The sequence below is a fragment of the Mesobacillus subterraneus genome, from assembly GCF_020524355.2.
Lineage (GTDB): Bacteria > Bacillota > Bacilli > Bacillales > Cytobacillaceae > Mesobacillus > Mesobacillus subterraneus_C.
In genome coordinates, this window is sequence record NZ_CP129019.1 from 3386391 (window position 1) to 3409040 (window position 22650).

At 42.7% G+C, this 22650-nt stretch carries 24 protein-coding genes, 2 pseudogenes and 1 riboswitch; of the genes and pseudogenes, 4 read left to right on the forward strand and 22 right to left on the reverse strand.

Features of this window, described 5'->3' with window-relative positions:
* Positions 1–7 precede the first annotated feature (7 nt).
* From LC048_RS17555 to LC048_RS17605, 11 genes are all read right to left on the reverse strand, one after another.
* Positions 8–895, reverse strand: coding sequence for a 4Fe-4S dicluster domain-containing protein (locus tag LC048_RS17555; protein ID WP_226602703.1), 888 nt, complete (start codon positions 893–895; stop codon positions 8–10).
* A gap of 24 nt (positions 896–919) precedes the next feature.
* Positions 920–1129, reverse strand: coding sequence for a twin-arginine translocase TatA/TatE family subunit (tatA, locus tag LC048_RS17560; RefSeq protein ID WP_041967698.1), 210 nt, complete (start codon positions 1127–1129; stop codon positions 920–922).
* A gap of 281 nt (positions 1130–1410) precedes the next feature.
* The gene (locus LC048_RS17565) at positions 1411–2388 is read right to left on the reverse strand and encodes an NERD domain-containing protein (protein ID WP_226602701.1); all 978 of its coding nucleotides are present in this window, start codon (positions 2386–2388) and stop codon (positions 1411–1413) included.
* 246 nt (positions 2389–2634) lie between these two features.
* Complete coding sequence (locus tag LC048_RS17570) at positions 2635–3975, reverse strand: sigma-54-dependent transcriptional regulator (protein ID WP_226602699.1); 1341 nt, start codon at positions 3973–3975, stop codon at positions 2635–2637.
* Positions 3947–5866 (reverse strand): ATP-binding protein, encoded by a 1920-nt coding sequence (locus tag LC048_RS17575; RefSeq protein WP_306050538.1) that lies wholly within the window; start codon positions 5864–5866, stop codon positions 3947–3949. The genes LC048_RS17570 and LC048_RS17575 overlap by 29 nt, the downstream gene beginning before the upstream one ends.
* A complete protein-coding gene (locus LC048_RS17580; RefSeq protein WP_306048258.1) occupies positions 5805–6185 on the reverse strand; it encodes a hypothetical protein in 381 nt (126 codons plus the stop codon). Before LC048_RS17580 ends, LC048_RS17575 begins: the two co-directional genes overlap by 62 nt.
* Positions 6182–7132 (reverse strand): ABC transporter substrate-binding protein, encoded by a 951-nt coding sequence (locus LC048_RS17585; protein ID WP_306048260.1) that lies wholly within the window; start codon positions 7130–7132, stop codon positions 6182–6184. The genes LC048_RS17580 and LC048_RS17585 overlap by 4 nt, the downstream gene beginning before the upstream one ends.
* Positions 7133–7516: 384 nt before the next feature.
* A complete protein-coding gene (gnd, locus tag LC048_RS17590) occupies positions 7517–8419 on the reverse strand; it encodes a phosphogluconate dehydrogenase (NAD(+)-dependent, decarboxylating) (RefSeq protein ID WP_226602694.1) in 903 nt (300 codons plus the stop codon).
* A 145-nt stretch (positions 8420–8564) separates the two neighbouring features.
* Positions 8565–9425: a MurR/RpiR family transcriptional regulator gene (locus LC048_RS17595; protein WP_371931928.1), complete on the reverse strand. Its 861-nt coding sequence runs from the start codon at positions 9423–9425 to the stop codon at positions 8565–8567.
* A 116-nt stretch (positions 9426–9541) separates the two neighbouring features.
* The gene (gene map, locus LC048_RS17600; protein WP_226602693.1) at positions 9542–10291 is read right to left on the reverse strand and encodes a type I methionyl aminopeptidase; all 750 of its coding nucleotides are present in this window, start codon (positions 10289–10291) and stop codon (positions 9542–9544) included.
* Between the two features lie 363 nt (positions 10292–10654).
* On the reverse strand, positions 10655–11170 hold the full coding sequence (locus tag LC048_RS17605; protein ID WP_226602689.1) for a type 1 glutamine amidotransferase domain-containing protein: 516 nt from the start codon (positions 11168–11170) through the stop codon (positions 10655–10657).
* A gap of 202 nt (positions 11171–11372) precedes the next feature.
* On the opposite strand from LC048_RS17605, the gene LC048_RS17610 reads away from it, so the two are divergent.
* A complete protein-coding gene (locus LC048_RS17610; RefSeq protein ID WP_226602688.1) occupies positions 11373–11648 on the forward strand; it encodes a late competence development ComFB family protein in 276 nt (91 codons plus the stop codon).
* Positions 11649–11873: 225 nt separating this feature from the next.
* On the opposite strand, the pseudogene treR reads toward LC048_RS17610, so the two are convergent.
* Positions 11874–12603: pseudogene (gene treR / locus LC048_RS17615) on the reverse strand (trehalose operon repressor).
* Between the two features lie 295 nt (positions 12604–12898).
* Here treR and LC048_RS17620 point away from each other — a divergent pair.
* Positions 12899–13220, forward strand: a pseudogene (locus LC048_RS17620) (helix-turn-helix domain-containing protein).
* A 104-nt stretch (positions 13221–13324) separates the two neighbouring features.
* Here the strand turns inward: LC048_RS17620 and LC048_RS17625 are convergent.
* Positions 13325–13450 carry an anti-repressor SinI family protein gene (locus LC048_RS17625; RefSeq protein ID WP_226602685.1) on the reverse strand — a complete coding sequence of 42 codons (126 nt, stop codon included), beginning with the start codon at positions 13448–13450 and terminating at the stop codon, positions 13325–13327.
* A 30-nt stretch (positions 13451–13480) separates the two neighbouring features.
* A riboswitch (cyclic di-GMP riboswitch) is annotated at positions 13481–13566 on the reverse strand.
* Positions 13567–14221: 655 nt separating this feature from the next.
* On the opposite strand from LC048_RS17625, the gene LC048_RS17630 reads away from it, so the two are divergent.
* Complete coding sequence (locus LC048_RS17630; protein ID WP_226602679.1) at positions 14222–14560, forward strand: helix-turn-helix domain-containing protein; 339 nt, start codon at positions 14222–14224, stop codon at positions 14558–14560.
* Positions 14561–14929: 369 nt separating this feature from the next.
* Entirely contained in the window at positions 14930–15565 is a 636-nt protein-coding gene (locus LC048_RS17635) for a nitrous oxide reductase accessory protein NosL (protein WP_306048264.1), read from the forward strand.
* Between the two features lie 78 nt (positions 15566–15643).
* Here LC048_RS17635 and LC048_RS17640 read toward each other — a convergent pair whose 3' ends face one another.
* The 9 genes from LC048_RS17640 to motA form a co-directional block, all read right to left on the reverse strand.
* Positions 15644–16009: an AAA family ATPase gene (locus tag LC048_RS17640; RefSeq protein WP_306048266.1), complete on the reverse strand. Its 366-nt coding sequence runs from the start codon at positions 16007–16009 to the stop codon at positions 15644–15646.
* A gap of 10 nt (positions 16010–16019) precedes the next feature.
* A complete protein-coding gene (locus LC048_RS17645) occupies positions 16020–16352 on the reverse strand; it encodes an ATP-binding cassette domain-containing protein (protein WP_306048268.1) in 333 nt (110 codons plus the stop codon).
* Positions 16345–16767, reverse strand: coding sequence for a hypothetical protein (locus LC048_RS17650; protein WP_306048270.1), 423 nt, complete (start codon positions 16765–16767; stop codon positions 16345–16347). The genes LC048_RS17645 and LC048_RS17650 overlap by 8 nt, the downstream gene beginning before the upstream one ends.
* Entirely contained in the window at positions 16704–17165 is a 462-nt protein-coding gene (locus LC048_RS17655) for an ABC transporter permease (protein WP_306048272.1), read from the reverse strand. Before LC048_RS17655 ends, LC048_RS17650 begins: the two co-directional genes overlap by 64 nt.
* The gene (locus LC048_RS17660; RefSeq protein ID WP_306048273.1) at positions 17162–17629 is read right to left on the reverse strand and encodes a nitrous oxide reductase accessory protein NosL; all 468 of its coding nucleotides are present in this window, start codon (positions 17627–17629) and stop codon (positions 17162–17164) included. The genes LC048_RS17655 and LC048_RS17660 overlap by 4 nt, the downstream gene beginning before the upstream one ends.
* Entirely contained in the window at positions 17626–18972 is a 1347-nt protein-coding gene (nosD, locus tag LC048_RS17665) for a nitrous oxide reductase family maturation protein NosD (protein ID WP_226602674.1), read from the reverse strand. Before nosD ends, LC048_RS17660 begins: the two co-directional genes overlap by 4 nt.
* A 748-nt stretch (positions 18973–19720) precedes the next feature.
* Positions 19721–20938 carry an MDR family MFS transporter gene (locus LC048_RS17670; protein ID WP_226602672.1) on the reverse strand — a complete coding sequence of 406 codons (1218 nt, stop codon included), beginning with the start codon at positions 20936–20938 and terminating at the stop codon, positions 19721–19723.
* Positions 20939–21046: 108 nt separating this feature from the next.
* Complete coding sequence (gene motB / locus LC048_RS17675) at positions 21047–21820, reverse strand: flagellar motor protein MotB (protein ID WP_306048276.1); 774 nt, start codon at positions 21818–21820, stop codon at positions 21047–21049.
* Positions 21813–22607: a flagellar motor stator protein MotA gene (gene motA / locus LC048_RS17680; RefSeq protein ID WP_306048278.1), complete on the reverse strand. Its 795-nt coding sequence runs from the start codon at positions 22605–22607 to the stop codon at positions 21813–21815. Before motA ends, motB begins: the two co-directional genes overlap by 8 nt.
* Between the last annotated feature and the right edge of the window lie 43 nt (positions 22608–22650).

Below are 22650 nucleotides of genomic sequence, written 5' to 3' on the forward strand. Positions count from 1 at the left end.
TTCCCTCCTATCTTAAGTAAATAACATTTGGATGCGTTCCAAGCTCTTCCTTAAGTCGGAATGCTCTAGGACTCGCTGCAAGCTTGGATACAACACTGTTCGGATCGCTGATATCTCCGAAGAAACGAGCATCTCCAATGCAAGTTTCCACACATGCCGGCTCTTCCCCTCTTTGCAGGCGGTGGAAGCAGAAGCTGCATTTACGGACCGTGCCGATTGGTGTCTTGCCTTTTTCACGGTTGCCGCGTTCTACGCCGTATTCAGGGCTTGTTACATCATTAGCTCCCTGCATTTCCTGTTCATAGCTTTCGCCGAAATCGAAGGAGCGAGCTCCATACGGGCAGGCTACGATGCAGTAACGGCAGCCGATGCAGCGGTCATTGTCAATCGCGACAATTCCGTTCTCCAATTTATAAGTCGCTCTCGTCGGACAAACCTGGGCACAAGCTGGTTTGTCACACTGCATGCACGGCCTTGGCAGGTTGACGGCCTTGATGTTCGGAAACTCCCCTTCTAGCGATTCCATGACGACGTTGTAGGATATCCCCGGCGGCGTCCTGTTTTCTGCCTTACAGCTGACCGTACATGTATCACAGCCGACACATTTCTTCAGATCGATGACCATCGCCCATTTTGGGCCATCACCCTTCCTGATGTCTGGTCCATCTGCTGATGCATAATAGTTGCCGAATTCCTTGGTCAGTGATGAAGAATAGACTTTATGGAAGTCTTCAATTTTCAGTTTGCCGCTGATGACCTTCCTGGCATCGCGCGCCATGTTCAGCCCGAGCTCTGTGTCATACTGTGATTCATCCATTTCTTTCTTGGCATCTGGAACCATCTTGTCGACGATTTTGTCGTAATCTACTTTTTTCTCATTTGAAAATAGACCCATTTTTACTCACCTCTTTTTATGCGTTTAGATTTCTTTCTTGATTTCTTTGATTTCTTTGATGTCATCTGCGATATCGTCAGTGATATCACTTGTCAGTTCACGAGTCGATTTTTTAAATTCCTTCAGCGTCTGGCCAAACGCCCTGCCGATTTCCGGAAGCTTTTTCGGACCAAAGATGATTAACGCCAATGTGAGAATTAAAATCAAACCAGGAATACCAATATTGGATAGCATTATGCCACATCCTTTTTATTTTTTCTTGCTAATATATAATGCAAGCTGCGTGCCAACTTTTTCGGCATGGTGGATTATAGGGAGTTCGGCTTCTTGTAATCCATGGGGGGAGTAAGGCTGCAGGATTCGTGACATCTTTGTGAACGCCAAAAGGCGGCTGAAACCGAATTGTAGATTCGGAATCAGCCGCTGGTTGTGTGACATTTTGGCATGGTTTTGCAATTTTGGCATGTGACATTTTGGCATGGTTTGCTGGAATGAAAGGAATCCAGATTGGCGGCTTATTCCCATAACGGAAAATTTTTGCCAGGTTTGTAGACTCTGCCTTTTTTAGTGCCGACGCTATCGAGATCCATTGATGAAAGCAGCCTTTTGGCTTGGTGTATGGAGGGGATGTTGAGGAAATCGCTAAATTGTCTGCTCGTAATAGCAGGACCATAAATGATGAAGAAATCCCTAAGCGCATCAATATGAGCATTTTTTGATAGATGTCCGCATTTTTCACACACCCAGTTGCCATGAATCTTTTTCATGCCTATTCGGCTGCATTCAGGACATTGGACTCCTTTGTGCACTTGATTCATAGGTAAGTTCATTGAAAGAATATCAGGGATATACGGTTCATGGCTATTCAATAAAAGCTTGGTGATTTTTTTGATTTCTTTTGTTGATAAAACCTGGTTATGATATTTGTCATCAAAGTTTTGAATTTTATAGGCAACAGCTGGAGTCTTAAAAACTCTCATTCTTACCTCCTGGCTGTTCCCTGGATTTCTGATGATAGCCTGTGAGTTACTGATGGAAACCAGAAATTCGATTGGGGGTGGAGAAAAATAATGCTTAATTAGGAAGGATTTTAGTTGTGAAGCCTGGGTTCTTGTTTGCAGGATCGGGTCCGGGTAAACTTTTTCGATTCCATTCAACGTTTGAAGCAAATAATTGAATTCCGGATAGAAATCCAATACGCCAGCGTAATTTTTTGAGTCAATGATAAGGATGAAGGTGTCTGATATTAGGAGGGAATCAATCTGGAAGTGGGTATTATTATGTGGAATCCTCAAATCGTGTAAAATATGGAATTTGGAATGGTCAAATTGCGATAAATGGTAATCTAATTCCTTTTCACCTCTATAACCTGCTAATTTTCTGGATAATTTACTCTCAAGTTCTGCTTGCAGCTGTGGATTTAAGGTAAATCTTCTTAATAATGTCTTCAAAACAGTAATTTCTCTTGGATAATCCCGGATTTTTTCAATCAAGCACATCACTCCCTTATATTTTTTCTCTATAATGATTCTCTATGTGCTCTTCAAATTCCTTTTACCAGGTCATTAAAAGTTTTATAGCGAAAATTTAGGTTTTATAGCGATTTTTTAAGTTTTATAGCGAAAATCTCGTTTTTATAGCGATTTTTTCTTTTTTATAGCGAAAATTAGATTTTTATAGCGAACTGGAAATTTTGAGCGATTTTTTCCAGTTCGCTGCTTGCCTTCAAACTTAATATCCTATTCTTTCAACCCGTATTGATCGATTTTGCGGTACAAATTGCGGACGCTGATGCCTAACACATCTGCCGCCTTCGTTTTGTTCCAGTTCATCTGCTTCAAAGCGTTTTCGATATGCACTCTTTCTACTTCTTCCAAGGAGCAGAGTGGAGAAAGCTGAACTTCTGGCTCAGCCTTGGTTTTACCAGCGTGAGGCAAAAGTAAATCCTCAGTTCCAATTATGCTTCCTTTGGATAACAACACACCGCGTTCAATCAGGTGGCTCAGCTCCCGGACATTACCCGGAAAATCATAATCTTCAAGGGCAGCGAATGCTTCACTCGATAGCAGCTTCGATGGGTCTTTCGTTTTCCCGATGAAATGCTCAATCAGCGCTGGCAGGTCTCCCTTCCGTTCACGCAGCGGCGGGATCGTCAGCTTGACAACATTCAACCGGTAATACAAGTCTTCGCGGAACCGCCCTTGGGCAACTTCTTTTTCCATGTCCCGATTTGTTGCAGCGACTACCCGGACGCTAACATGCCGTTCCCGGACATCGCCGACGCGTCGGAATTCACCTGTCTCCAGGAAACGCAGCAATTTCACCTGCAGCGCCAATGGCATTTCGCCCAACTCATCCAGAAATAGAGTTCCGCCTTTTGCTGCTTCAACGAGACCTTTCTTATCCTGGCTCGCTCCGGTAAAAGCACCGCGGGCATGGCCGAACAGCTCGCTTTCCAGCAGGTGCTCAGGGAGCGCACCCGAATTCACCGGCACGAATGGTTCTTCTGCACGACAACTCCAATAATGAAGTGCTTTTGCAAACAGCTCCTTGCCTGTGCCGCTTTCGCCCTCAATCAGGACCGGTACCTCGCTGTCAGCAATCCTCCGCGTCATCTCAATCACTTCTTTAAAATTGGCACTGTTTCCAATGATATTGAAACCATTATGCTGGGCGATGATTTTTTTCATTGAGTCATTCTTTTCTTTCAGCGCTTTATTTTCCGCAGCCTTCCCTATCGTCAGTTCCAATTCTGATAGATTATAAGGCTTTGTGATATAATCGAATGCGCCCACCTTCATAGCTTCGATCGCAGTATCAATCGTCCCGTGCCCGGTCAAAATCAGCACTTCGATTTCCGGCTGGGCTTTCTTGGTTTCTTTCAATAGCTCAATCCCATCCATACCAGGCAGCCTAATATCATAGACACCAATGTCATATTCATTCTTTTTCACAAGTTTAAGGGCGTCCTCTGCTGTGCCAGCGCTGTCCACGTCAAATCCCTTACGCTTCAGCCTTCTTACCAGAAGCTCAAGCAGATCCTGCTCATCGTCAACGACTAACAATCTTGTTGCTGACATCGTAGCCCACCTCCATTATTTCTTGTGCCGACCGCTCGTAGTTATTTTCACTGTTCACTACTGATTCTCGTGCTTGCAAGTGACTGCCGATACTGCGGTCCTTCTCTATTGGTCCCTGAGCCACATCCAGACCTGCTTTCAGTAAACGCTCTGCCGGCAGCTGGATTTCTACCGTCGTTCCTTCTGATGGCTTGCTGTCAATCGTGATGCTCCCGCCGAATTGCTGGATGATGCCGTAACATACTGACAAGCCAAGCCCGGTTCCTTTACCAACTGGCTTTGTCGTAAAGAAAGGATCAAACAGTTTATCCATCGCTTCGGCAGGGATTCCATGTCCACTGTCTGTGACCTTAATCGAAACCACATCTCCATTTCTTTCTGAAGCTGAAACTACCAGTCTTCCTTCGCTTTCCATCGCATCGACTGCGTTATTGATCAGGTTGACGATCACCTGCATCAGCTTGAGGCCGTCACCATTCACAGCCGGCAGCCCTTCTTCCACATGAAGTTCAAGCTGGATCCGCTGCTTTTTCAGCTGATGCTCGACAAGGCTGACGCTATTCTCGATAATTTCCTTCACCCGGATCTGGTCCTCTGTCCAATCATTCTTCCGGGAAAAATTAAGCAGGTTTCCGGTTATTCGTTTGCAGCGCTCAGTATTTTCCTTGATTTTACGGAGATAGTGCTCCATTTCATCCTCATCGAGATCCTCGTCATCTGCTTGCATTCGGTCAATCAAATCCTCTGCGTATACATTAATGGTCGCCAACGGATTGTTGACCTCATGCGCAAAGCTCGAAGCCATGATGCCTAGCGCGCTTAGTTTATCGGTCTGGATCATCGTTTCTTCCAATTGTTTTTGCTCGGTAATATCTTCTAGGACGACTAGGAACTCTCCCTCTTCATCGATCGCATGATTCAGCGGGAAAACCCTGTGCCTGAAAATCCGCTCGCCATTCGCGCCGTCCTTAAACTTCATGACTTCGTCGGCGATTTTATCAAGATCCGGACAGGTAATTGGACAATTCAAGCAAGGAGCATTTTCCCCGCCAATCACTGCGTAACAAGGCAGGGTCAACCGGTCTTCCTTCAGCCACCCTTTTAAAATCGGGTTCATCCAGGTGATTCGATACTCTTTCGTCACGAGAGCCAGCCCGGCACCAATTCCGTTGACAACCACATCGAGCCTTTCCTTCTCCTGCTCGAGAAGTCTTGATTTTTCAAGCAGCTCCTTGCTCATATCATTGAAGGAATCAGCCAGTTTCCCCAGCTCATCGGTCCGTTTCATTTTTACCGGCTTGATTTTCCGGCCTTGCTTCAAATTGTTCATTTCCCGGTCGATTGAGACAATTGGCTTTGTAAAATAAAGCCCCGCCCAAACGCTGATTAAGCTTACGGTTAAAATCATCAATGCGACTGCACCTATGCCACTTTGCAGCATCCTGTTGATTGGGGCAAATGCCGTTGTTTTCGGCTGCTCCATCACTAGCACCCAGTTTAAGTCTTCAATCTCAGCTGTAACACCAAGCTCATCCTCGCTGCCAGACGTTTGTTTTTGCCAGAGCTTACTGTAGTCCTGGTGGGCGATGACTCGGTCTTTGTCATCGATTAAATATATATATGAGGAGTGGTCCTGGCGCATGGACGAAATTTTCCCGATTATTTTCTGAAGCTGGACAACGACCCCGATGGCTTTTTTCGATTCACCTTCGTAAAAAGGAATTGCCAGCTTCATAACAGGCTGGCCGTACTGGTTGAATTCTACCTGGCCGTAGACCCTGTCAAGTGTCTGGAGCTGGAACCACATTTCATCCGTGAACCACCGCTCGTTATCCCCGGCAATGTTGAGCTCGTATCGCGATACCCTTTTTTTCCACAAAGCCTTTATCATCGGCAATTATGACCTCCTCGACTGATTCGCTTTGCTGCAGGAGCTCATATAAGGCGCTTTGTTTTTCATTTAATAGATTAAGAGATGCAAGGACTTGGATTCGCTGAAATGTCTGGCTGAATTCATAATCGATTTCACCCGATAGATTTTCAAGCACAAGATGCTGTTTTTCCAGAATCCTCGTTTCCAGATCCGATTTAACAAAAGAGTAGTAAAATAAGCTAATCAGCAGCAACGGGATGGTCGACATCACGACACCGAATACAAGAACCTTGTTGCGGATTGTCTGCGAATGCAGGAAATTGATCAGTGCTCTCATCGCTTCCTGCCTCCTTGTACTTCAGGATGAATCAGCTCGGCGATATGCAGCAGATCTTGATTAATGGCGACTCCAAGCGAGTCCTTCGTCTGCTGGTTGACGACAAAACGAATGCCATCGGGCAGTTCTACAGGCAATTCCCCCGGCTTGTTTCCCTGAAGAATCAAGCTGACAAACCTTGATGCCTGATAGCCTTGCGAATAAAAGCTGGATCCGTAGCTTGCTAACAACCCTTTTTTCGCTTCAAAATCATACAATCCCATTGCCGCAACTTTTTTCTCCTCCGTCAGCTTCACAATCTCAGCTGTCAGCGATTCAATCCTGAAACTCGGCAAGATAAGGATTGCCTCTCCATCATCAACCGTTTTCCATAGAGTATCCAGGCATTCCTTCGAGCTGGCATCGCATGGGGAAATCGCCACCCCCAAGTCCTTCGCTGCTTTTCTTGTTTCTTCAAGGCTCAATTTGCTGACATCAATTTTGCTGTCATAAATCACATGCACCCTTTCAATAGCGGGCACAAGTGAAGTAAGCATCTCGAGGCGCTTGCCAGAGATACTTGCGTGATAATTATTGATCCCGGTAAAAAGACCTCCAGGTGACTTGTAATCTTTAATCAATCCAAGTTCCTTCGGTGCCGCAAGACCTGCAAAAACTACCGGAATTTCAATGTTTCTCTCATCCATTTTTGCTTTCAGACGCTGAGTTTCAATCCCGCCAAGCGTAACAATTAGATTGGGTTCATCCTCGAGCAGCTCATCGATTTGCTTTTCAATCAGCACTTCATCATCATGTGCATTTTTCACAGTAAAATGAACCTCATTATCGGTATACCCGAGATCTTTCAACCCAGCTTCCAAACCAGTGAATTTCTCATATCTGTTTTCACCAATCATCAGGACGCCAATTTCTACCGGCTCATCTCCCCCTGACTCCAAGAAAAGCATATATAATAGCCGAAACGGCAATCATTGTAAGAAAAAAGAAATACCACTTTGTTTTCACAATCTGCGCCCCCAATTCCATTATTCCCTTCCACTATAACGGAAAAAGTAACGTAGCCATCTTGCAAAAAAGGATAATTTTATGAACGTGTATAAGAAAAGCGCAAGCGCCTTGGTCACCCCCGACAAGCGCTGGAGGGCCGACCAGTGAAGTCGTTCTTTGACTTCATTGGGCGGACCGAAGCGACTCGAGGAGTTAGGAGCCGCAGCTAGACATGCGTCTGAAGCTGGATTAAGAAAACAATTTATAGTCATCCACAAGGAAAATATTTAATACATCCCGTACAATAAAAAAAGGCTCCCCTCATTTAGAGGAGAACCTGAGTCTTAATCTTCTTTTCTTTCAACTGCGTGGCCGCCAAATTCGTTTCTTAGTGCAGCAACAACTTTTCCTGTGAACGTATCGTCTTCAAGTGAGCGGTAGCGCATCATCAGTGACAGCGCGATGACCGGTGCTGCTGTCTGCAGGTCAAGTGCGGTTTCAACAGTCCATTTTCCTTCGCCTGATGAGTGCATGACGCCCTTGATGCTTTCAAGCTTTGGCTCTTTGGAGAACGCATTTTCCATCAATTCCATCAGCCAGCTGCGGATGACGGATCCGTGGTTCCAGACGCGCGACACTTCTTTGTAGTCATAATCGAACGGACTCTTTTCAAGGATTTCAAAGCCTTCGGCAATTGCCTGCATCATACCATATTCAATTCCGTTATGGACCATTTTCAGAAAATGTCCGCTTCCCACTTTACCTGTGTAGAGATAACCTTTTTCGATTGAAATGTCCTTGAAGATTGGTTCTACATGGGCAAAAACTTCTGCATCGCCGCCGATCATTGTGCAAGCACCGTTACGAGCGCCTTCCATTCCGCCACTTGTACCGACATCCATGAATTGGATGCCTGCTGCTGAAAGCTTTTCAGCACGACGAAGTGTATCCTTGTAATTTGAATTGCCGCCATCAATCAGAATGTCGCCCTCTTCAAGGAAAGGTGTGAACTTTTCGATGACCTGGTCGATTAAATCGCCAGCAGGAATCATCAGCCAGATTACACGCGGCTTTGGCAGCATGTCCACCATTGTTTTATAATCTGCAGCAATCTCAGCACCTTCTGCTTTAATTTTCTGCATCGCTTCTTCATTAATATCGTTCGCCACTACCTCATGGCCATTTTCCATCAAATTCAATACCAAATTATAGCCCATTTTACCAAGGCCAACCATTCCTAGTTTCACTTAGAAGCACTCCTTTTTCGTTAAAAATTTCTCATTTATTATTTATTTTCCAAACAGCTTCTCATTTATGAAGCGAACTTTATACAAAGATAATATCAAATATTTTTTCATATGTATATTAAAAATAAGAAAATAATTTTCATTCTTAATATCTTTTGATTGAAATGGCTTCCCTGATTTTTTGCAGGTTATCCAGTGTTTGTTCTTGCTTGCGAACTGAAACACCTACATGAAGCACATCAATCAAACTTAATTGAACCAGCCTTGAAGCTAATGCTTCAGATCGGAATAGTGTTTCGCGTGAGGTCGTGTACAATACGTAATCCGCTTCCTTTGATAGTGGAGACTTGAAGTGACTTGTGATTGCGATTGTCGCGGCTCCATTAGCTTTTGCAATCCTCAGTGCTTCTATGACATCTTTATTGCTGCCGCTATGGGAAATTCCAACGGCTGCCTGTCCAGGACCGAGAAGCGCTGCGGAAATAATTTGCTGATGTCCGTCACTGTGGGCATTGCAATTGATGCCTGTCCTCAAAAATTTATGATATGCATCGAGTGCGATGGCTGACGAACCGCCTGATCCGTAAAAATCTATGCGTGCTGACTTTGCAAGCACATCAATAATGCTCTCAAGAACCTTTTCATCCAGAAGATTAAGCGTTCCTTTCATTGCCTCGATATGCCCGGAAAATACTTTTTCCGCAAGAGTAACAACTCGATCTTCTTCCTTTATTTCTTCGTGGATATTCTTGATCGGTTCCACGACTTCACTCGCAAGCGCGATTTTAAAAGCTTGATAGCCCCGAAATCCAAGCCGTTTGCAAAAACGGAAAATGGTTGCCTCAGCGACAGAAGCATTCTCTGCAAACTCGGTGATTGATAAATGGATGATTTCCTTTGGATTGTTCAATATATAATCCGCGACTGCCTTCTCCTTCGAGGAAAGAGACGAGTGGATGGCTTTAATCTTGACGATGACATTTTGCCCTTTCAACTCACTGGCCAATTGTATTGCCTCCTTTTTTTGACGCCGAATTTCGTAATTATATGTTGAAGCTGAAATTTTTTTTTCATTTCTTTTATAAAAATAGGGCCAAACTCGTGTTCAGCCCGCTACATTTGTTAATCCTGTTGAGTCAAAATGACAGGACCATCTTTGGTGATCGCGATTGTATGTTCATACTGTGCCGACAACTTGCCGTCTACGGTTCTTGCTGTCCAGCCATTAGAATCCATCATCGTTTTCCATTCGCCGATATTGACCATTGGTTCGATGGTGAATACCATGCCTTCCTTAAGCCTCGGCCCCTTGCCAGGCATGCCATAGTGTGGAATATCGGGCTTCTCATGAATCACTGCGCCTATGCCATGACCGATAAATTCACGGACAACCGAAAAGCCTTCTCCTTCGACAAATGACTGGATCGCATGACCAATATCGCCAACTCGATTGCCAGGTACGGATGCTGCAATACCTCGATACAATGCCTCTTTTGTTACATCGAGCAGCTTTTGTGACTGTTCGCTTATATCCCCAACGGCGTAGCTCCAAGCAGAATCCGCCAATGCACCGTTCAGTTTGACGACCATATCGATCGTGACAATATCGCCATCATTCAGGGCTTCTTTTCTAGGGAAGCCGTGGCAGACCTCATCATTGATGCTGGCGCACGTTGCATATTGATAGTTCCGGTAACCTTTCTGCTCAGGTGTGGCGCCGTGCTCCTTCAAATAATCCTCAACAAACTGATCAATTTCCCAGGTAGAAACCCCAGGCTTAATCCGTTTGCGCAACTCTTTATGCACGGAAGCGAGCAGCTTGCCCGCTGCCTTCATATTTTCAATCTCACGTGCCGATTTTAAAACAATCATTCCGTCATCTCCCCGAATCAATTCAATTCTATATTATCTTATATGATGAAATTCGCAAAATGAACCAGATTGCCGGAGAGCAATATGAAATTGTCCTTTGTTGCCTGATTTCATTACGAATACCCTCTTTGCTTCTATAAAAAGTCTCATCCATAAATTTTTATAGCGAAAATTTTATTTTTATAGCGATTTTCTCGTTTTCATAGCGAAAATTCATTTTTTATAGCGATAATGAAATTTTTATAGCGAAAATCTCTTTTTTATAGCGAATTGGAAATTTCACACGGTTTTTTCCAGTTTCCAGCTACAAACCACCGCCATTAAAAAACCCTTCTGCCTAAGCAAAAGGGTTCCTGACCAATACTATTCCAGCACCTTAAGGGCTTCACGATTGAACGCCGGGATGTCCTTCGGTTCCCTGCTGGTCACGAGCTGGTTGCAGCAAACGACGACTTCTTTGTCCATGTATTTTGCTCCGGCGTATTCCATATCCACACGGATGGATTTATAGCCGGTGGCTCCTCTGCCTTCTAGCGTTTTTGCAGTTAGCAACAGCTGAGGTCCATGACAGATGGCGAAGACTGGTTTCTTTTCGTCCATGAATGCCTTGGCAAATTGGACAAATCGCTCGTCTTCACGTAACTGGTCCGGAGAGAAGCCTCCAGGAATGAAAAGTGCATCGAAATCTTCCGGCTTAACGCTGTCGATGCTTTCATCAATTTTCACCTCGGCTTTTTCCTGCTTTCCCGTCACAGTCTTCCCTTTTTCCTTTTCGATTGTGACTACTTCATGACTCGCTTCGGTGAATGCGCGTGCCGGCTCAAGATATTCGACATCTTCAAATAAATCGGTTAATAAACAGGCAATCTTTTTACCCATGTCCTCAACATCTCCTTTTCTACAAGATCTCCACTATTAAATTTCCCTGTCTGAGGCTCGTAAAACATTTAATAAAAGTTCCAATATTTTGTATAAAAATATGCAAAAAGACCTATCTTATAGCAAATATTAAAAAAACATTTTATATTTCCAGCATTCAACTATAATTTAATCTAGGACATCAATAGGGAGAGAAAGCACCATGAAATTTAATTATGTCAATGTAATGGAAGAGGTCGTTTCCACTCTTGTCAACGTGCTGATGATGAGCCCTGATTACCAGACTTTCTGTAACTGCCAGAAGTGCAGGAATGATATCATTGCCATCAGCCTGAACACTCTTCCAAGTCACTACGTCACTACTGAAGATGGCCGGAAGGTAGTTTACGAACAGCTTAATACGCATGAAAACAGGGCCTGGATCAATAAAAGAATCATCAGTGCCATCCATCTTGTCGGCAAGTACCCCAAGCATTAAACATAGAAATTTCACAATAAATAAAAGCTGCCAATTGACAGCCTGGTTAACCGGGCAACTTCAATGGCAGCTATTTTTTAGGGATGTTGTTGCATTGATTAATGCTTTATAAGCTATCAATTGCATTATGACCAGCTTCGAGCTATTTCTTGCAGTACCATAACAGACATCGCACGAAAAAACGTAAAAATACAGTGACCCTTGCTTACTTTTCGAAAAGAGCCATTATAAGGACTGTTGAGTATCCATACGTCTGGCAAAATCAACGAAACGGAACTTATCAGGACGGTGCCTTGACTCGGTAAATTGGAACAGGGTAGCATCATCAAAATGGATATAGTTTTTCACGATGACAATCGCATTGAACCCTTCCATATCAAGTAGTTTTCTGTCTTCGGCACTTGGTTCCTCTACTGTAAATTCCTTTTTTGCAAAGCTGATTTTTTTATCCAGTTCCCCTTCAATATACTCAAATATCGAGTTTTCACAAGTCACACGTGACAGGCCTGGCACATGCTTTTCTACGAGAAAATCCTTGTCAAGAATCACTCGTTCTTCATCAATATGCCTCACTCTTTTTACCTTCCAAATCTTTTCATCTTCTTCTGCATTCAATTCCCCTGGCAATTTCACCGCCTGCTAATTCAAGAATGAACTCTTCCACAGTCGTTTTGGCCTTTCCGCCCATGTTCTCCGCCAGTTCTTTAAAACTAATCAATCCCGAAATCGGAAACTGATGTCTTTTCAAATCCAGCACAAGCGAACCTTTGCCGCGAATTTTTTGAATGAACCCATTTTGAGCAAGCAGATTTAATGCTTTCCGGATTGTTTCCCTCGAGGTTTGATACCTGTCAGCAAATTCATTTTCAGATGGCAGTATCGTTTTTGGAGGATAATGCCCTTCCTGGATCAGTTTCGAAATCTCTTTGTAAATCACTAAATATTTTTTCTGCATAACACATCACCCGTACCTTGTCTGATTGCTACCATTTTACCTTTTTTATGCGGTTTTGAACACAAGTGACAATGGAATATGAAATTTTCAAAGAATCTTCATAAAATATTGTACAACTGTAATCATATTGGCCGATAATAAAGCGATGAGTTTTTTCCCAACATGATTTTCATAAAAGTGACTCTTAAAAACTTTAAGATTGGTTATAATTGTTCTATAGGCCGTTCTTAATATGGAACTCTTTTGTCAGATTTGTTATGATATAAATATAAATTGATAAGGTGTGTGGATAACAGTGATCGGTGAACGCGTCAAGAAACTTCGGCAAGAAAAAAAGAATGTCCTTATCTGAACTGGCAGAGCAAGCCGGCGTGGCAAAATCATATTTGAGCTCATTGGAGCGAAACCTTCAAACAAATCCTTCAATTCAATTTCTAGAAAAAATTGCAGGAGTATTGAATGTACCAGTAGACCATCTAATACATGAACAACCTGACAAGGAAAATATGGATACTGATTGGGTCAACCTTGTAAAAGAAGCAATGGATTCTGGTATCACAAAGGACCAGTTTCGTGAGTTTTTAGAATTCAATAAGTGGAGACTCCACAATAAATAAACTTAATGGACAGTCTAAGCTGTCCATTTTTTTTTAAAAATAAAAAGCACCTCCAAAAGAGCTGCTCGATGGCACTTCCATTTTCTATGTAAGAATTCATTTGTCTATTTGTTGGGTTTCGTTAAAAATTCCCTGATTTCCTCTTTGTTAATTCCCATCTCTAAAGCTTCCATTATAAGCTGCACCCATTCTGTATCCAGTTCTTCGAAAACTACCTGCTCTTTAATCAAGTTTTTCCCTCCCAAAATACAGTTAGTATTCCAGGCAGTCCGGCCATCATAGTTAATCGCACCTTAGATCCGTGACTTTGCGTCCTAGTTTTTCAACAAGTTTGCCTTTTTCTGTATCTTTTTACTCATTTTTTCACTTTCAATGCCATTGTACATTGTTCTATATATAAAAAATGTAAATATTTGTCGGCTGTAATAAAAGTATTTCATCTCTTTTATCCCAAATAATTACAAAATTATAGTAAGAAAGAGATATTATCTGAAAATTACAACCATTCATTAAAATATTATGTCAGATTATGAATCTAATTGTAGAACGCTTTTTTTCAAATAACCCCCATAAACTTGAGATGTTTTTATCGTTGGCCAATTTTCTTATAGATTTGCTTTTTTAAGTGCGGTGTAATTACCACTTTTTCAAGATTGATGGCATTAAAAAACGGATATCTTGTTAAATCATTTCCGCAAACTGGGCAGAGCCACTCTCCTACCTCACTGCTGCTAAACGAAGGACGATTACAACGGTCACAATTTTTTCTGTACACAGCCATCCAGCCCCTTTGAAAAGTGAATTGTTACTATCTTCCATTCGAGTATAGTCCATAAGTATCAATTCTGAAAAAGTCTAAAATATCGCGAATTTTCTTAAAAAAGAACATAAATCGTTCTTTTTTAAGAATATCCTCCGTTTATCTCAGTTTCTCGTGTTTTTAAAAGAACCCTTTTGTTCGTTATAATGAATTAATAGATGAATAAAAAGGAGATCCACTTATGAAGGTTGGAGAAACTATAAGAAGCTTAAGGCTTGAAAAAAATTATTCAATTAGTGAACTGTCCGAAAAAGCGAATGTTTCTAAATCCTATCTCAGTTACATCGAAAGAGGGATTCAGGGAAATCCATCGCTTCAGGTATTGTCCCGCTTGGCAGACAACCTTGATACAACTGTTGAGTATTTGATGGGACAGCAAAACATGAAAGCCGCCAGGATGCCTGTTGATGATGAATGGGTTGGACTTGTAGATGAAGCTATAAAAAACGGTATCAGCAAAGAAGATTTTGCTTATTATCTTGATTTCATGAAGTTTAATAGCAGGAGAAAACAAGATTAGCATGTTAGTACTTATATAAATTACAATGCAAAACTGCGCTTTAGAACGAGTATTTTCAAGTAAGAAGCTTTTATTTGATGTTCGCACACAAAAAAAACAGTATCATACGCTTTTCTTTGTCTGGTCAGGCTGGCGGCATCCTTTATCCACACCCTCGCACTACTTTAACGATATGCGCAACAAGGTTATCCTATCAGTTAATTCTTTCACCTTCTTAAGAATGTACATAAAATATATATTTTAATGATTGCTTAATCGTCATAAAACTGTCACAAAAAATAGAATACTTCTCACGCTTTTTCCTTTGATTTTTCGCATTTTACTCACAACTCCCTGATAGGATTAAATTCGATCAAAGGAGGAGATTTTATGAAGAAGTTATTTGCTATCATGTTGGCCTTATTTTTAATGATAATTGTTTCTGGCTGTGGAGATGAAGCAACGGAAAATGAACAAAAAGAGGGTCAGGAAACGGCAGCAACTGAAGTGAACCACGATGATGACGACCATGCAGATGGCCCTCATGAACCAGGTGCTGACGATGTCTGTGCATTCTGCAACATGAAGGTATATCCGGAAGCTGATCCAATGGGAGTTTTCACAGCACAGGCCAAAACAAAAGACGGAGAATATGTATTCTTTGATGACTCAGGCTGCTTATTAAATATCAATAGACGTGATGATGTTGAATTCGAGGAGAAATGGGTCCGTGATTATATCACATCAGAATGGGTCGAGGCTGATTCTGCGATACCTGTAAAGGCAGACCTTAAGACTCCGATGAAATACGGCTACGCATTCTTCAAAGACAGCGAAAGCGCCGAGAAATTCATTTCTGAAAACAGCGATAAGAACCCTGCCAATGCAACATGGGAGCAAATCGATCAAATTGCAAACGAACGCTATATGAAAATGAAGATGAACAGCGACAGTATGGATATGGATAAGGATAAGAATAAGGACAGCGAAATGGATGGGGAAAGCGAAGAAGAAAGCGGCCATTAATGTGATATGAACAAAATAATCATAGAATCCCGGTGTTGAATCAACACCGGGATTTTTCGTCTGGTATTTAATACCTAATTAAAAAAAGACCTTCTCAAGTGGAGTATAGACACCGTCTTTTTGTACAAGTGATTCAACTGAGTCACAATACTGCAGATGCCCCTCCTGCATGAACGCAGCTCTGTCTGCCAATTCTTCGACCAGGCTGAGGATATGGGTAGTAAAGAAAATTGTCCTGCCCTGTCTTTTCTCTTCCAGGATAATTTCCTTGAAGCGGTATACCCAGAGTGGATCTAGTCCATTGGTTGGTTCATCGAGAATTCGCAGCGGAACATCCGGCATCAGAGCCTGCGCAAGCGAAAGCCGCTGCTGCATTCCTTTGGAATATTGTTTAATCTGAATATTCCTTACATCAAATAAGCCAACCTGATTCAGGGCTTCCATAATTTTTTTATCAGTAATTCCTCTTAATCTCGCAAAAAAAAGTCAAGACTTCCAAGCCCGTCAGCTGGCGCGGAAAGAGCATCTCATCCGGCATATATGAAAATAGTTTTTTAAAACTTTTACTATGCGGTTCAACTTTCTTCCCGTCCATATACACCATGCCCGCAGACGGCTTCATGATCCCTGTAAGCATTTTGATCAATGTACTCTTGCCTGCTCCGTTTCCACCGCAGAGTGCAAAGATTTCAGGCTTGTCGATGGAAAAGCTGATGTCAGAAATTTTCTTTGTCGGACTATAATGCTTTGCCAATCCCTCTATCCTGATCCATTCCTTGCTATTCATTCTCAACACCCCGTTTCGTCCTGTATACAGTATATAGGACAGGCAGTAGCGTCCAGAGCAAAATGGCAAGTACAAACAACGTTTGACCAGTCCATCCATCTGCCCAGATGGTTAAATCATATAATCGCGGCCCGAATACCGATGCTCCATCCAGCGACAGGATCGACTGGACGCGAATTAACTCTACCGGATTGAGAAAGATGGACACTGTCAGCATTGGCAGCAGCCATTGCTTCATCATGAACATGCTCAACCCCATAATGATAAATTCATAGAAAAGTACAAGAAAGGCCCAGACAATCAAGCTTATCCCCAGCGCCTGGAACCGCGTTTTGGCCATTATGCCAATCATCAATGCCAGCGACAGGAAAATGGCCGCCAGCAGGTTCGAATACACATAAAATAATAGCAGCAAAGAAACTGAGACTCCCCCCCGCCAACGAAAAAGATGACGAGCAATGCTGCACCATACCCAAACGTCAATACAGACCAGATTGCAACAAACAAACCTGCATACTTTCCAAGAATTACTGCCCATGGTGAAATCGGATAGGTCAGCAGCAAAGTTAGCCCGCGATCTTCCTTTTCACCAGATAAAAACAAGCTGCCGATCAGCAAAGACAGCAAAGGAATCAGCAGTAAATTGATATTCAGCAAGCTGGCCGTCATCCGGTTAAATCCGTCAAACCCAGTTCCTCCTGTGTTTCCAAGAAAAGCGACCATCACGGCCAATGACGAGAACAGTAAGCCAAAGCCCGCAAGCCAATGGCTTCTCATCATCAAGGTCATTTGCTGCCTCGCGATGTATCTCATTGCTCCCAGCTCCACACATGTTCCTTCAATGATTCATAATCCAACAACACTTCACCCATTCCCTGTTCCTTTACATATTTTTCAGCGCTCTCTCTGTCCTTGAAACTGATCACACCATTCGCCATCGGAGTCCAGAATTCCTTATGGTACGCATAGTAAGCTTTGTCCAGTTCAATCCATTCTCCCGAATCCACGTCACGCACATACTTTTTTGAAGCACTTTCTTCCTTCAGATCTGTCTCCATTTCCATGAATTCTTCCATACAGCCAATATCATCAAATTTATATATTTCGCCATCGGTGGTGACCACTTCTGTAGCATAATGCTCGTGGGCAAGACCCATATTGCAAACCTCGCATACATCAATTTCCGGGTTGATTTCCTCCGGTTCCATAGCACTGTTGCTGCAGCCCGCTAGTACCCCAACAGACATCATCAACAATATTCCAAGCTTTTTAATCATCGCAGTTTCCTTCCTTTCACAATCACGAATATCGAGAACAAAATAAACAGTATCCCTATTATTCCTGGCATCATTCTGTCCTTGCTCCGCTGTTCTGTATCCTGTAGCATGGTTACCGGCTCTACCAGCGGTCGCGCATCATACACATCTGCTGTCCCAAAAGAAGGAAATAAAGCTTCCGCCTTGGTCCACAGCTTGATCGAAGGACTTTCAAAAAAGAATTGCCAGTATGGCTGTTTCCTCAAAAGGCGATCATACAGTGAACCAGCCTTGTACGCTTCTTCTCCCACTCCATCACCTGAAAGATCAAAACTGCTGTAATCATCCCAGTAATTCCCCTTCACTCCATCATCCAGCCTCATATCTTCCCCGGAAATCTTCGACTGAACGACATTCCCGATGAAGTTGTTTTCGGAAAACGTATTATTTTCATTCTTGCCCATGAACTCTAGTCCAACTTGATTGGCGGCAATTTGATTTCTGTTGATCAAGGTATCGCCCCCATATTCCAGGGACAGTCCTGTGCTGTTTCTAAGAATTTCATTCCCCTCAACGAGGATGTCTTTTGTTTCATAAATCAAGATTCCATAGCCGCGGAAATGAAAGTGATCCGTTACCTTGTTTTCTATGAAGTCAATATGAGCTGAATCCATCACCATGAATCCTGTCACATTTTTTTCAACATGATTTCTCTCAGCTAAAATTCCCTCACTGAACATAAAATGCATTCCATAGCGAGATTCAGTTACATGATTCTCCGACACCTCGATGTCTTTTGTAAAATCGAAATAGACCCCATCCTGTACATTGGCGATTTCGTTCTCTTGCAGCAAATGACCTCCACCCTTAAAAAGATGAATACCGTTCCCACGCTTGGAGAAATGTGCTTTGCTGCTCGTGATGCTATTTTCAATCAGTTGGTTTTCAAAGCTGTTGGCTATATAAATTCCATACTGAACATTTTTCAATGTATTGTTTTGGATTACATTCTTGTCGGCTTTTTTAATGTGAATTCCGCTGTCCTCCTGTCCCGACCCGCTATTTTGAATTGTGAGCCCATCTAGAACCACATTTGACGCTGTGACGGTGATGACATTCCCTTCTCCACCGCCATCAATAATTGCTCCATCTTCTCCTTTTATAGAGACTTCCTTATTAATCACGACACTTTCTTTGTATAATCCAGGGAAAATTAGAATGGTATCCCCATTATTGGCATTTTCGACAGCTTTCTGGATCGATTGGCCGACTTCCACTTTGAACTCATCGGCATCGGAATGAGTCGGGATGAGCATGAGAAGCAAAAAGAAATTAAAAGCAAACAGCCTTATCAGCCTGCGCATACAGCTGCCTCCTCCTTATATTATTCTCTTTTTTTAAACTAGCAAAAAATTGTGATGAAACCTTGAAATTTTTGTTGGGAATCGTTGAAGTTAATGAGAGGTTTATAGTGGAAATAGGGGTAAACTAGTTAATTCTGTTTATTTTTCAGAATAATCAAAATAAATGTGTCTATTTTGTGACAAATGCAATATGATATTAATAATATGTAAACCTTATTAAGGGTTGAGGGAGGACTTGGACATGACAATCGTTCATATTTTAAACTTCTCCATTCCGATAGCGATGATGCTTGTGATTGGATTTGCTGTCGATAAAATGTGCCAGCCAGACACACCAGAACCGAAAGCCGAGTAATTGCTGCGGTTTCCTATTTCTTGTAAAAATGGAAAAATAGCTGATTAATTACCATTTCGCTATTAAAACGAATTTTTCGCTATAATAATTATGTTTTCGCTATAAAAACGAATTTTTCGCTATAATAATTACGTTTTCGCTATAAAAACGAATTTCTCGCTATAATAATTTCGTTTTCGCTATAAAAAAATATTTTTCGCTATTAAATTAATTTTTTCGCTATTTAATTTTTATTTTTTCCTTTTAACTTAACTATTCGTTATTAAATTTCATTTTTCCTATCATTAAATTAACTATTTGCTTTTTAGCTTCGTGTTTAATGGTATTAAACCTAGACATGCATGCCAACTTGCACAAAAGAGCGAGATTCTCTCCAGAATCTCGCTCTTTTCATTAGTTTTTTACCACTTTCGCTGCTGTTTTCACAAAGATCTTGTTTCCCTGAATGAAAAATAGGATACTCCCGAGCACGACCAAGGCTATGAATGAGAATAACATGGTCCCTCCTGCTTCATTCAATAAATAACCGCCTGCAATCGGACCGAGAAAATGGCCGATTTTTCGGAACTGGGCGGCTCCGAAATAAGTTCCCCGCAGTTCATCTGTTGCGAGCTGGTCGACGAGATAACTGCTTGAGGGAAAAATCAGGATTTCCCCTATTGTGATGAAGACAATGGCAAGTATACCAGTGTACCATCCTGTTACAAACCCGAATGTCAGCATGCCCACCGACAGAAAGGCTGCTCCTGCCATCATCACCTGCATCGTCTTGAATCTTTCTGCATAGTGGCTCATAGGCATCTGCAGCAGGACAACCATGACCGCATTGATGGACAACATGACTGAATAAACGAATACTCCGTTCGCAATCGATGATTCCAGATACTGCGGGACATTCGATTCCATTTGGGAATACCCGAAATTAATGAGGATTGTTCCTAGGATCAGATACCTCAACGCTTTATCTTTGCCAATGATCTTCAAGGAACTGGCAATCGTTACTTTAGAAGTCCCTTTACTCGCCGGATTCCCCAGATTGTATTTTTTCATCATTAGCGCCAGTATCAGTACGTACATGAAATACATGATTCCTGTTACCATGAAAGCAGATTTAGCCGAAACGACTGCAAGATAGGCTCCGAGCAACGGGCCCACCGAAGCTCCGATATTTATCGCTGTATATCTTAGAGAGAATGCTCTCATCCGCTTGCTCTTTTCCGTCAAGTCGGCAATAAGCGCCTGGCCAGTCGGTTCAAAAAACGACCCGCTCAACCCATTTAATGCATTCAGTACAATGAACCATGCCGGGGTTTCCGCGATCATAAAACCGAAATAAACGAGCGACATCGAAAACAAAGAACCGATCATAACCGGTTTGCGGCCGAACACGTCAGATAAATGGCCGCCAAGGAAGCCGCCAATCACTCCGGATAATGGACTGATTCCAATCGTAATCCCGATTAGTACTGGGTGTAAATCAAGATTCCTAGAAAGGTAGATTGCCAGGAATGGCAGCGTCGCGAATGCTGAACCCCTTGCGAGAACTGTTCCGCTCAGCAGTACCCATACGATCGGATGGAATTGCCGGTAATAGCTTTTTAGTTTATTCATTGCTTTTAACCTCGTAAATTCAGATTACTAAATCATAGCAAATATCCCAAAATATGAAAATACCCAAATAAAAAACGCCGCCATACAGATTGGCAGCGGTTCTTCGTCTTATTGTCCAGGATTATTACTTGTCCGCGGTAGGATTAGGATCTCTACCCGGCGGTTCCTTGCTTTTCCCTGGGCAGTATCATTTGTAGCCACTGGCTGGAATTCCCCAAATCCCTTGGCGCTGAACCAGCGCGGGTCAAGCTGTTTATTTTTTAAAATAATCTTCATGAATTCGACTGCACGCATCACACTTAGTTCCCAGTTCGAATCATATCTCGCGGTCCTGATTGGCACATTATCCGTGTGGCTGCTGATAATGACATTCCTCGGCGGCTCCATGACCAGTAAATCAGCTATCTCATTCGCGATATTCAAGTCGGAAGAACGGACCTCTGCCCTGCCCGATTCAAACAGGACATTATCACGGATTGTCAGCAGCAGTCCTTCATCTGTCAGCTTTGTTTCCAGTTTTTCTGTTAGCTTCTTCTCTTCTATATAAGAATTGACCTTCTGCTGAATTGCCAAAAGCTCCATTTGATCCTTAGCAATATCGGCCTTCTCCTCATCATTCTTTTCGACATCTTCCTTGCGCTCATCCGGTGATTCCATCTGGACCTCAGGCATCGGGCTCTGGAACTCGAACACCCCTGTGCCACCGGAAAAAACGTCATTGAATGCCTTTGAGAGCTGCTGGAATTTGACGGCATCAACCGAACTCATCGCAAACAGAACGATGAATAATGCCAGCAGGAGAGTAAGAAGATCCGCATACGGTATCAGCCAGGACTCATCCATATGCTCCTCATGATGCGTTTTCTTCTTTCTCCTACTCATCCTTAGCCACGCCGCTTTCTTCAAGAATCATCTTCCGTTCTCCTGCTGGAAGATAGGATGCAAGCTTCTGCTCGATCACTCGCGGCGCTTCACCTTCAAGGATTGAAAGAATACCCTCAATCATCATGTATTTTACTTGTGCTTCCTGCTTTGATTTTCGCTTTAATTTATTGGCGAATGGATGCCATAAAACATAACCAGTAAATATCCCCAGTAATGTCGCCACGAAAGCAGCACTGATTGCCCGGCCAAGCTCATCGGTATTGTCCATATGGCTAAGCGCCGCAATTAAACCGACAACGGCACCAAGAACCCCAAGTGTCGGTGCATATGTACCCGCCTGGGTGAAAATGGACGCCCCTGACAGGTGGCGTTCCTCCATGGCTTCGACCTCTTCAGTTAGAACGTCTCTGATGTAGTCAGCACTTTGACCATCAACCGCAAGTGATAACCCGTTTTTTAAGAACTCATCATCAATTTCACTTGTCTTCGCTTCAAGTGCTAGCAAACCTTCTTTACGGGCGAGCTGTGCCCATTCAGAAAATAAACGGATCAATGACGGTAAATCAGCACTTTCTTGTTCCTTGAATAAAATTTTGAATAATTTCGGCACTTTTTTCAGTTCTTTTGCAGGAAAGGCGATTGTCACCGCTGCTATAGTACCTACGATTATGATTAAGATTGCTGCCGGATTGGCAAGGGCACTCGGACTGACACCTTTGAACACCATCCCTACTCCTACCGCAATAATCGCTAATATGACACCAATGATCGACGACTTATCCATGTACGACTCCCCTGTCTGCTTTACTTCTATTTCTTTATTTACC